The following is an 11,046-nucleotide window of genomic DNA, read 5'->3' as shown; positions in this document are numbered from 1 at the left end:
GTTGGCCATCTCGGGGCTGGTAGACCGGGTTCGCCCGTTCAACAGAAAGCGAGACCGTGGTGACGTTGCCCGACGCAGTGGACGAGCCAGCGCGACGATCCCGCGACAGCCTGGTGTGTGAAGTCGCCGCTGTCGCCGCCCAGGCGGCGATCCTCCGCGACATCCTGGTCGACTGGGCCCGCGGCTGCGACATGCCCGCGGAGCTGGCCCAGGACCTCAAACTCGCCGCCTACGAGGCGATGGCCAACGTGGTCGAGCACGCCTACCCCGACGACACAGTGGGCACCATGACCGTCGCTGCCCATCGCGAATCCGGCGCCATCACGGTCACCATTTCCGACAGCGGCCGCTGGCGTGACGGCGACAGCCGCCCTCTCCGAGGCCGCGGTATCCCGATCATCCGGGCGGTCACTCCCGAGGCCGGCATCACCAGCACGCCCACCGGCACCACCGTGCGGATGAGGTGGCCCTGGCGACGGCCTGAGCACGGTGCACCGCCGCGGTGACATCAACGCCCGGAGCCGGCATCGCGCACGCGGGGCTGCGCCGTCGCAAGCGCGTTCGGTACGTCCAGGTCGCGCGCGGGCACCGCTCGTTCCTCGGCCGGCTCGGCGGTCTCCGTGCGCCGACGCTCCGTTCGGGGCGGCACGGCGCACTGACCGGTCCGGACAAGGAGCGCCGGAACCTTCCATGCTTTCCGTCCGGCTGAGCCGTCCTCATGGGGCACGGACACCGTCTAGCTCCTGAGGATGAGCGGTAGGTCGCGCACCTGCACGCCGAAATGTCCGCCATGGGCTGCCGGATCACTGCGGCGTCCTGTTCCTTCAGGGGCGGGGTTTTTCCGCGACTCCTCCCCAGCCGAACACGCTGGCTTTGCGGATGTCGTCGTCGGGCTCTTCGTCGGGTCGCCAGTCCGGCAAACGGGTGATGCCGGGGTCGAGCATCGTCCAGTCGCCGAACCACGGCGCGAACTCGGCACGATCCCGCAGCCACATGGGATTGCTGGTGTTGCGGTAGTTGGCGATCATCTGGCGGACCCCGACCGTGTCCTCTTCCGGGGCGTTCTCGATGCTGGCATGGGAGATCGCCAGCCAACTACCCGCAGCCACGCGCGAACGGTACGTTTCGACGATCCGGGCGGGCCGGTCGTGTGGGCCGATGAAGTGCATGACCGCGATCAGCAGCACGCACACCGGCTCAGCAAAGTCGATCAACGCGCGGGTGGCCTCGTCCTCGAAGATCGCTTCCGGGTCACGCAGGTCGCGTTGCACCAGCCCGGCCCAGTCGGTCGCCTCGTCCTTCTCCAAGATCACGGTGGAATGGGCGGCCGCGACCGGCTCATAGTCGACGTAGACCACGGTCGCGTCCTCACCTTCCGGAACCTTGCGCCGGATGATCTCGTGCACGTTGCCGACCGTCGGCACCCCAGAGCCGAGGTCTATGAACTGGCGGATACCCGCGTCCAGCGCGGCCTCCACGACCCGGTTCATAAAGGCCCGGTTCTGCCGGGCCATCGCCGGCATCCCCGGCCACAGCTGCACGGCACGTTTGCCGAACTCGCGGTCCACCGCCCAGTTGTGAGTCCCGCCGAGGTACCAGTCATAGATCCGCGCAGCGGACGGCTTATCCGTGTCGACACCGGCCGGCGCTATCGGCGCGGCATCTTCGTTCGGCTCCATCCGGGGAGGGTACAACACCATTACCGGATGAACGACGCGCTGACCTGGCGGTTCGTCGTACACGGCGCCCATCTGGCCTTTGCCGTGTCAACTACACGTTTCCGGCCCGACACCGCCGCCGCCGACTCGAGGCAGACCTCCCTTCCTGCGGGTCAGCTACGGCTGCTACCCGGTGCGGCCGCCGGTGAGCAGCTTTTCGATCATCACCGGCGATGGTGTCATCGCCTCGGGGATGCCTGCACGCGCCGCGACCCGCGGGTCAGGAGGCGCAGCGCGGCTTCGGCGAGTCGGCCGTTTCCGCTTGTCGAGCAGGCAGGCCGCCAGCACGTACCCCGGGGAGGGACCGCTGCCCCAGAGCGGCGAGTGCGCGGACGACCGCCATGCCCTAAGTCGGCGGGCTTCCCCTGCCGCGATCACGCGGCGCTGGTTGGAAAGCCGGCGGCTGCGTCGGATGCCGACCGTGACGCAGGAGGTTCTCGCCGCCGAGCAGGAGATCCGCGAGGAACAGCTACGCCGACCGCCCGCGCGGATCCCGACGACCCCTGGTCCGTCTCCCACCAGCAGGGAGCCAGCGAGCCAGAGCACGCGAGGCCGCTCGACGAGCAGCACGGGGATGGCATCCGCCGACCCCGGCCTGACCCCGTTCAACGCCCCCGAGGACATCCGATCCAATCTGCCCGGCCCCGAAGGTCTCTCCCCCGCGTGAAGGGTATCTACCCCGCATTGCGCTCCCCAGCGCCCCAGGGCCACGCCGGTCGAAACCACGGCTTTCGGGGAGCCCTCCCGTCGCCGCCATCTCCCGCGCGGCGACAGCGACGTCGACCCGATCGATCGTCGGCGGCGATGCCGCGACGACGTCGTGCGCCGGTTACTCGAGCTGGTCCGCCGTCAAGTCCGCGTCGACCGTGCCGAACCCTCACCCCGTGTCGTCTGTGTTCCCTCGTCCGGACACGTCAGCAATGGCTCGAACGCCTATACACCAACTGGCGCCAAACCTCCGGCCTTCGCCGAATTCTGGGCCCCCGGGGCAAACTCCGTCCGCCATCCGGCGACGAACACCACACTCCGTTCGCCGACTGCGGCGCCGATCGCCGCGCCGCCCTGTGCACCTCCAGCGACCGGATCGAAATCACCTCCGCAACCATCGCCGGCTTCGGCCACCCCGACTGCCCCGGCCACCCGGTCTCGCTGCCGCCGAGCGAAACCGGGCCTCTGTGGCTGATCGCCAACCACCCCCGCACCCACCTGCACAGCGAGCTGAACGCGGCAGACGTCAGCCGCGCCGGCAAGGTCGCGGGGCGCGAGGCGATCCGCCTCAAACCGCACGACGCCGTCGCCCGCGGCATCACCACGGGCGACCTGGTCCGGGTGTTCAACACCTGCGGCGCCTGCCTCGCCAGCGCCGTCGTCGACGACGCCACCCGCCCTGGGCGTCGCGCAGCTCCCGACCGGCGCCTGGTTCGACCCGGTCGAGGACCACCCCACCGGCCCGCTCTGCGGCCACAGCAATCCCACGGTTCTCGCCGCCGACGTCCCCTCCTCGCGTCTGTCCCAGCGCTGCGCCGGTCAGCACGCCGTCGCAGACGTCGAACGCTTCACCGGCCCCGTCTCCCAAGTCCAGGCCTGGCAGCCACGGTCCGGAAAGGACAGCGATGATCGAGCTGCAGCCCGTCACATCCGAAACCCGCCTGTGTGAGGGCGTTCGGTTCCGTCCCCTCCGGCGTTGCCGCCGTCTGCGCCTCGTCGACGGCATGCCCCGTGGGCCGGCCGCCAGCTCCTTCACCTCGGTTTCGCTGTCACCGCCGCTGGTGTCGCCGTAGCTGCAACAGACGTCCGCCACCTGTCCGCCGGACACGGCGACAGGTTCCGCGACATCGTCTGGGAACCCGGACCGGGCACAGCGTCTTCATCACCGGCTCGGCCGCGTGACTGGAATGCTCCCTGCGCGAGGAAGTCCCCGCCGGCGACCAACCTGATCGCCCTGCTCCGGATCCACCGCCTGCACACTGCCGCCGGCACCCCGCCGCTGGTCTTCCACGGAAGCCGGTTCCGACGGCTCGCCACCGCCAAAACGGCAGCACACCCAGCCGGAGACCTCCCGTGCATCGCCCACGGGCGCCGCAACGCCGAGGTTACCGATCAGCTCGGCGTGTCTGGATCGTCCCGCCACTCGATCGGCGCTCGGCATGGCGGCCAACGCGGCGTGCGGGCTCAACGAGTGGGCGCGGGCGGGTACGCAGGAGCACGAGCTGCACTCGGCGATGGCGGCGCGAACCGGTGTCGAGTCGGCCTTGCTGGCACGCGACGGATTGACCGCGGCCGAGGAGGCGATCGAGGGCGCTTCGGGGTTGCTGGCCGCGTTCGGCGCGCGGCACCGCTCGAGCCGGCTGATCGAAGGACTCGGTACCCGGTTCGCGATCCGCGACATCGTGCACAAGCCGGCTCCCGCGTGCATCTACGTGCAGGGTCCGTGCCAGCTCGCCGAGGAGATCGTGCGGCGGCACCATCCCGACCCGGCACGCGTCGAGTCCATCCTCATCGGAGTCACCGAGCAGGCGGCCAGGTATCCGGGGTGCGACAACCGCGGTCCGTTCAGTGATGTCCTCGCCGGCCGGCTGAGTGCAGTTCAGCGTGGCGTCCGTGCTCGTGGCCGGTGGAATCCTCGACGAGAACTGGAGAAGCCCCGGAGATCCCGAGGCGAAGCGGCTGGCCGCGCGGTCGCGGGTCATCGCGGACCCGGAGCTGTCGGCGCGGTTTCCGGAGCGCAACGGGACACGGCTCGAGGTCCTGCCCGACGACGGGCACGTGCTCGTCGCCGGGCAGGACACCTTTCCCTCGATGACCGTCGACGAGATCGTGCAGCGGTTCCACGTTGCCGCCGACGCGGTCTACGGTCACGCCGGAAGTGTGGCGATTCTTGATCTCGTCCAGTGCCTGGACCGCGCCCGGTCGGTGGCCGATCTGACGCGAGCCCTTCAGCCGTGCTGAGGAGATTCAAGCCTCGGCCGCGGCGGTGTTGCCCGCCGCCCGGCCGAACACGGCGGCCCGCATGAGCGCGGCGCCGCCGGGGTAGTCGCCGTAGAACAGGCCGCCGGTCGCCTCGCCCGCGGCGTACAGCCCCGGCACGGGCACGCCATCGGCGTCGAGCGCCCGTCCTTCGATGTCGATGCGCACCCCGCCGAAGGTGAACGTCAGGCCCGCGACGGCGTGGTAGGCGACGAACGGCGGCTTGTCCAATCGCACGGCGAAATGTGACTTGGGCGGGGTCAGTCCCGTCGTGCTCTCGTCCTTCGTGCAGGCGCGGTTGAACTCGTCGATCGTGCGCACCAGCGCATCGGTGGGCACGCCGATGCGTTCGGCGAGCTCGGCGACGGTCGGCGCCGTGACCGGGACCGCGGCTCCGGCGAATTCGTCGGCCACGCGTGTCGCGGTGCGCGGTCTGCTGCTCTTCGGCACGGGTCGTCTTGGCGAGGTCCACAGCACCGGCGAAGCCGATGGTCGCTTCAGTCGGACGGTGCCCGCGCGGAACTCCAGCCGCTCGAGGACGATCTGGGACCGCCAGGGTCGTGTTGGCTGCCCTTGCTGCACGACCAGGGCGAAATCGGCTTCGGGGATGTCGTGTGGACGGCCTCTTCTGCGACCTGCGCAACGGCACGCGCGTTGCCTACCGGGCACGGCCTGTCGCCACCGGATAGGTCCGGCTTTAAGTGGCCGCCGGCGTGTAGGCGACATCGGTGCCGGTTGTCGCCGGGACGGCACCGAACACCGGTGCGCGGTCGACGCTTACGCGCGCCGGGTGCGGACACCGTGCCTGTCCTGGCCGGCGGGCAGATCGAAGCTATTCTGCAGTAGCGCGGCAGGTAGCCGGTCAGGGCCGCGTTCGGGTCCTGCGGGGATGAGATTCGTGGTCGCCCGCCGCGGCAGCACCGCGGCCCGCCAGTATCGTGGCGAGCCGGTCGATGGCTGCGGCAACGCTCAATGTTGCGTACACCTGCGCGTAGGCAATCTGGTTGTGTTCGGCCGCGCGCTTCGCAACTTCCCGCTCCGCACCCCTTGCGGCAGCAATCTCGTTCATGTCGACCGCCTTTCTGAGCCGTGCCCGGATACCAGTTCGCACCGGCCTCTTTTCTTGATGCCCCGCCGCGATCCGATGAAATCGAGGCGGCACTTTATGTACCGCTTTGGCTCAGCGAGAAGGGGTTTGCGCGCCTTCCGTTACCGAACTCTGGAAATTGGGGGCAGTGAACCCTGCTCGATCAAGTGAACTGTCCGTGTAGGCTTACGATGCGTGAGGATGCGCTGTATCCGTCTTTGATGGTGGCCTCCGGCGGCTTCGGGAAGCACTGGCCTCGAAAGCGGCGGCCTGACGCATGCGCCTACCCGGCGGCTCGTCGGAGTCGAAGCCGATGGACAACGAGCGTCCCGCTCGCTGACACCAAATTCATCCGACCCGGTCGGCCGCGCGGGTTCACCATGCGCTGTCGCACGCGCCGGTGTATGACGAGCCTGCAACGCGCGATCGCGAGGGAGCAAGGCATGGCGACAGCACAGCAGCGGGCGGCCGGCCCGGCTGCCGATAGCGTCGGTCTGCCCGCCGGAAGCCGGTCGTGCCACACGGGCCTTGCGGTCCCCGGACGAAGGATCGGCAGAGCCGGTGCCCGGCTCGCGGCATCGGCATCGGCATCGGCATCGGATGAAGGCGAGCGGGGAACGAACGCAGGACGTGGTGCCGGCCGTGACCGGACCTGAGCAGGCCGGGGCGCGGCCGGACCTGCTCGCCGTGTGCGACGTGTGCCTGCAGCTGATGAAGGACGGCGCGGGCGCCGTGTGGTGGCACCCGGCGGGCGGCAGGCGCGGAGAACGGACCCCGCCCAGTGCCTCCCTCACGCCCGCCGACCGGCAGGACCGGTGGCGGATCACCCACGACGAATGCGAACCGGGTGAGGGCTACCGGATCGCCGTTGAGCGGATCCGGACCTGGCCCGCCTATTTGCGCTGGACCGCGCATCTGATGGCCGAAGACTGGTTCGCTGCCACCGATTGGCGTGAGCTGGTCCTCGACACCCTCGATCCGGTCAGCATCAGTGCGGGAATCCGGCCGCGCGCGCTCCGCGACATCCGGCACCGCGACGCCGGCGAACGAGCGCGCTCCACGCGGTCGATCTGGTGCGCCCGACCGCCCGGAACACGGCGAGGCGGTCGTCGCGGCCGTACCCGCCTTGCGGACGCGCTCAGAACACATCACCGTGTCCCGCATGTTGCGAGAGAACCGATTGCCCAGAGGAGCAGCACGTCTACCAAGCCGGCGCGGGCAGCGCGAGCGCGCGTTGCGCCCGGCGCGTTCGCCGGTGGCTCCGGATGCATCATCGGAAACCGCACGACGAGCCGCCCGCGGCGACGGGATGATCCGGGTACCGGTCTGCGGGACGCGGCGGCATGAGCGCGGCCATGGCCGCCTGTACCGTGCGAGGGTATCCGGGGTCGAGCTGAATGCCCCCCGACGGCAGCTCGCCCCCGGATACCCGCCGACGCGGGAGTCAGGCCTCCACCGGTTTCCCGCGTGTCAAGATCATCACGCATCGACGGACAGGTACGCCGCAAAACCGCGCCGGTCTTCACCGGATCACCGGATCGTGTCAAACATCCGATGTTCTGCCCACGGCCTGAAGCGCGGCGCGCCGAGGATGATCAGCGCGAACGGAACTCCGGAAGGCCGACGTCCCGCCTGGCGCTCGGTTGCGGAGGGAATGTGGATGACGGCGAAGTTCCGCCAGGTGGAGCCCGGTATCGAAATGAGCGGGACCCCGGGCTTCCGCCCGGGGTGATTCCAGGGCGGGACCGGAAGCGCGAAGGCGGGTACTCCTCACCCGGGCCCGAGATGCTCCGGAGCAGCTTGAACCGTTCGGCCAGCGCACTGTCGAGAATCGTCCCGCTGCACCTCGGACGCCAAAGGCGCGGCCGCTATCAGCCCGGGGCACGCTCGCGTCAGTCCGGACGACGTGTACAGCACGCACGCCGTACGCCTGGCACGGGAGGCGTCCCCGCGCGGTGCACCGACGTCGCCCAGTGACATCACAGTCACAGCAGGTAGCAACGGAGTTCTCCATGGTGAGGAAGGCTGGTCTGCCGGAGTTGCGCAGGGCCCACTGAGCGACGGCGTGCTACAGACCTGGTCGCCCGGTCAGGGGCTGGTGCACCACCATTGTCTGCGTACAGTCGGGATGTCAGGAGAATTCCGATCATATGATTGGTCGGCAATTATCAGACCTTGGCCGCTTGAGGTTTGAGCGATGGCCGATCCTGGCTGCATCGAGTGCCTTCGCGATGCGTTCTCAGCTTGATTGCACGCAGAGGCTCCGTTTGATCGGGTCAAAAAGTCGGCCCGCCCCAAGGTTGTTGGCTTGTTCCAGAGAGGCACACCTTGCTGTGAAAATTTCGAACAAATTGATTGCGATCATCGCGCATGACGGCATGAAGCAGACCATGTCGGAGTTCGTCGGCGACCATGTCGTTGCACTGTCCGTATTCGATATGATCGCGACCGACGGGACCGGAAAAAGACTGCGGGAAGCCAATTTTCCGGCGACGACCTGCGGACACGGTCCCAGCGGCGGCGACGTCGCCATCGCGGCGGCTGTCGCCGCCGGCGAGGTCGCGGCAGTGTTCTTCTTCATCGATTCCGCTGTCGCCCACCCGCACGCTCCGGACGTGAGTGCGCTCATCCGGCAATGCTGCGTCCACGACGTGCCACTGGCACTCAACCGAACCACCGCGGATGCCGTCGTGACCCAGCTCGCGGCTGCGGAGCGAAGCAAGGTGCCGAGGCCGCGCGCGGCACGGACCCGTGGTCGACAGCTCATGACGAATATTCCCTGAAGCACCGAAGAACGACCTGGACACGCGAATTCGCGAAAATGAAAGGTTTATCGTGACGAAGACACCCGTGGCGATTGTCGGACCCGGAAACGTCGGGACCGACCTGATGTACAAACTGATGCGCTCGGAAACACTGGAGCCCCGGTTCATGATCGGCAGGAATCCCGCGTCGACCGGGCTCCACCGCGCGCACGCGGAGGGGTTGCAGGTCAGCGCGGAGGGCATCGAATGGCTCCTGGACCACCCGGACCGCCCGGGGCTGGTGTTCGAGGCGACCTCCGCGGACGTCCACACCGCCAACGCGCCGCGCTACACCGAAGCCGGGATCACCGCGATCGACCTGACCCCCGCCGCCTGCGGCAAGCCGGTCATCCCCGCGGTCAACCTCGACGAGCATCTCGGCGCACCCAACATCAGCACGGTGTCCTGCGCCGGCCAGGTGGCCGTCCCCATCGTCTACGCCATCGCCTGTTTCGCCCGAGTGGCCGAGGCCACGGTGGTCGCGACCATCGCCGCCCCATCGGCCGGACCGGGCACCCTGGGCAACATGGAGGCGATCAGCACAGCCACCTGCCGGGCCATCGAAACCCTCGCCCCCGCCGACCGTGCCACCGTCGCCCTCGCCGTCGACGACACCGCACCGCCGAAGCCCATGCAGGTCGTCGTCTCCTGCGTCACCGCCGACCACCTGTGTCCGGCCGGCGCACCGCGGGTAGCCGCCGCCCTCGGTCTCTCCGGCATTCCGGCCTTCGATGTCAACGCGGCATGCACGGGATTCGTCTACGCACTGGCCGTGGCAGCCGGCATGATCGCCGCCGGGCTCGCCGGGCGCGTCGTGGTCGTCGGGGCCGATGTCTTCAGCAGGCTGTGCGATCCGGCGGACCGCGCGACCGCGCCACTCTTCGGCGACGGAGCAGGGGCCGTGGTCGTCCGCGCCGGGTCGGCGCGGGAGCCCGGCGCGTTGGGCCCCTTCGATCTGCACAGCGCCGGAGAACACACCGAAATGCTGTTCGTGCCCGCCGGCGGCAGCCGGCTGCGCGCCTCCGACGATCCGCGGGACCACTTCCTGAAGATGCGGGGCAACGAAGTCTTCCGGCACGCGTGCACACGCATGGCGGAGTCAGCCCTCGCCGTGCTGGCGGCGGCCGGTATTCCGGTGTCCGGTCTGGACCGGCTGGTGGGGCACCAGGCCAACAGCAGGATTCTCGAGGCGACCGCGAAACGCCTGCGGCTGGCCCCGGACCGCCTGGTAATCACCCTCGGGCGGACAGGCAACACCAGCGCAGCCTCGATCCCGCTCGCCCTCGCCGCCGCCGCGGGCGCGGGGAACCTGCAAGCCGGGCAGCGAGTTCTGCTCACCGCCTTCGGCGCCGGGACCACCTGGGGATCCGCACTGCTGACCTGGCCCACCTTTTCCCGACCACCGGATCCGTCGTGAAGGAGAACTTTGTGACCGGCCTGCTCGCAGGAAAAAGGCTGCTCATCACCGGTGTGCTCACCGAGGCTTCCATCGCCTTCCACACCGCGAAGCACGCTCAGGAGCAAGGGGCCGATGTAGTCTTGACCGGATTCGGCCGGCTCTCTCTGGTCCAGCGGGTGGCGAACCGGCTGCCGCGGCCGGCGCCGGTCGTCGAACTTGACGTCCAGGACGCAACGCACCTCGACACGCTTGCCGCGCGGGTGCGCGACCACACCGACCGCCTTGACGGCGTGTTGCACGCAATCGGTTTCGCCCCGCCGAGTTGCCTCGGCGCCCCGTTCCTCGACAGTCCCCGCGAGGACGTCTCGGTGGCGATCGAGGTGTCTGCCTTCTCGTTCAAGTCGCTGGTCGTCGCCGTCAAGCCGCTGCTCGGCCCAGGCGCCGCGATCGTCGGCCTGAACTTCGACGGCCAGGCGGCGTGGCCCGCCTACAACTGGATGGGCGTGGCCAAGGCCGCGCTGGAGTGCGTCAACCGCTACCTGGCCCGGGACCTGGGCCGCGACGGCATCAGGGTGAACCTGGTGACCGCCGGTCCACTGCGAACCGTTGCCGCTTCCGCCATCCCCGGGTTCACCGGACTGGAGGAAGGCTGGACGGCGCGAGCGCCGCTCGGCTGGAACGCCGCCGACCCCGGCCCGGTCGCGAGAACCGTTTGTGCCGTGCTTTCCGACTGGTTGCCGGCCACGACCGGTTCGCTGATCGCCGCCGACGGCGGAGTCCTCGCCCTCGCTCCGGTCTGAACGCGGCGGGCCGTGCCGGGTGGCGGTGGCCGGCTTTGCCCGGACCGATCGAACAGAGCAGTGTTGGTGACCGTGTGGTCATGAGCATCGGGCCCGCCGTCACCCAGGTTGGTCGAAGATCCAGGCGGGGTGCACGCGGCCGGGTGAGCCGGGTTGATCAGCAGCCGGTGCCTGGGAGAATCGAATTCGAGACAGTGGCCGAGCACGACGTGACCACAGTTGACGTGGCGCGCAAAGGTTCACAGAGGCCCTGTGAACCGAGGTGGAAGAA

The 11,046-nt window shown here is 69.2% G+C and carries 10 protein-coding genes and 1 pseudogene; 8 read left to right on the top strand and 3 right to left on the bottom strand.

What is annotated here, in order from left to right; all coding sequences use genetic code 11:
* Positions 1-59: 59 nt before the first annotated feature.
* Entirely contained in the window at positions 60-506 is a 447-nt protein-coding gene (locus OG738_RS29130; RefSeq protein WP_329045632.1) for an ATP-binding protein, read from the top strand.
* Between the two features lie 318 nt (positions 507-824).
* Here the strand turns inward: OG738_RS29130 and OG738_RS29125 are convergent, their stop codons facing one another.
* Positions 825-1,679 (bottom strand): SAM-dependent methyltransferase, encoded by an 855-nt coding sequence (locus tag OG738_RS29125; RefSeq protein ID WP_329045631.1) that lies wholly within the window; start codon positions 1,677-1,679, stop codon positions 825-827.
* A gap of 27 nt (positions 1,680-1,706) precedes the next feature.
* On the opposite strand from OG738_RS29125, the gene OG738_RS29120 reads away from it, so the two are divergent.
* From OG738_RS29120 to OG738_RS29115, 3 genes and pseudogenes are all read left to right on the top strand, one after another.
* The gene (locus OG738_RS29120) at positions 1,707-3,335 is read left to right on the top strand and encodes a molybdopterin dinucleotide binding domain-containing protein (RefSeq protein ID WP_329045629.1); all 1,629 of its coding nucleotides are present in this window, start codon (positions 1,707-1,709) and stop codon (positions 3,333-3,335) included.
* A 350-nt stretch (positions 3,336-3,685) separates the two neighbouring features.
* Positions 3,686-4,033: pseudogene (locus tag OG738_RS44755) on the top strand (MmgE/PrpD family protein); the annotation flags it as partial.
* 277 nt (positions 4,034-4,310) lie between these two features.
* Entirely contained in the window at positions 4,311-4,667 is a 357-nt protein-coding gene (locus tag OG738_RS29115) for a hypothetical protein (protein ID WP_329045627.1), read from the top strand.
* Between the two features lie 6 nt (positions 4,668-4,673).
* Here the strand turns inward: OG738_RS29115 and OG738_RS29110 are convergent, their stop codons facing one another.
* Together OG738_RS29110 and OG738_RS29105 are read right to left on the bottom strand one after the other, a co-directional pair.
* The gene (locus OG738_RS29110) at positions 4,674-5,099 is read right to left on the bottom strand and encodes an FAD-binding protein (protein ID WP_329045625.1); all 426 of its coding nucleotides are present in this window, start codon (positions 5,097-5,099) and stop codon (positions 4,674-4,676) included.
* A 448-nt stretch (positions 5,100-5,547) separates the two neighbouring features.
* A complete protein-coding gene (locus tag OG738_RS29105) occupies positions 5,548-5,754 on the bottom strand; it encodes a hypothetical protein (RefSeq protein WP_329045623.1) in 207 nt (68 codons plus the stop codon).
* A gap of 660 nt (positions 5,755-6,414) precedes the next feature.
* Here OG738_RS29105 and OG738_RS29100 point away from each other — a divergent pair.
* The 4 genes from OG738_RS29100 to fabI all read left to right on the top strand — a co-directional run bounded on the left by OG738_RS29100 (position 6,415) and on the right by fabI (position 10,775).
* Positions 6,415-7,119, top strand: a complete 705-nt coding sequence (locus tag OG738_RS29100; RefSeq protein ID WP_329045622.1) for a hypothetical protein — start codon at positions 6,415-6,417, stop codon at positions 7,117-7,119.
* A 986-nt stretch (positions 7,120-8,105) separates the two neighbouring features.
* Entirely contained in the window at positions 8,106-8,555 is a 450-nt protein-coding gene (locus OG738_RS29095) for a methylglyoxal synthase (protein ID WP_329045621.1), read from the top strand.
* Positions 8,556-8,607: 52 nt separating this feature from the next.
* Positions 8,608-9,993 carry a beta-ketoacyl-ACP synthase 3 gene (locus OG738_RS29090; RefSeq protein WP_329045620.1) on the top strand — a complete coding sequence of 462 codons (1,386 nt, stop codon included), beginning with the start codon at positions 8,608-8,610 and terminating at the stop codon, positions 9,991-9,993.
* A gap of 11 nt (positions 9,994-10,004) precedes the next feature.
* Positions 10,005-10,775 (top strand): enoyl-ACP reductase FabI, encoded by a 771-nt coding sequence (fabI, locus tag OG738_RS29085; protein WP_329045619.1) that lies wholly within the window; start codon positions 10,005-10,007, stop codon positions 10,773-10,775.
* Positions 10,776-11,046 lie beyond the last annotated feature (271 nt).

It is taken from the genome of Amycolatopsis sp. NBC_01488, assembly GCF_036227105.1.
GTDB lineage: Bacteria > Actinomycetota > Actinomycetes > Mycobacteriales > Pseudonocardiaceae > Amycolatopsis.
Note: the sequence above shows the minus strand (reverse complement) of the source record. Positions and strands in the feature narration are given on the sequence as shown.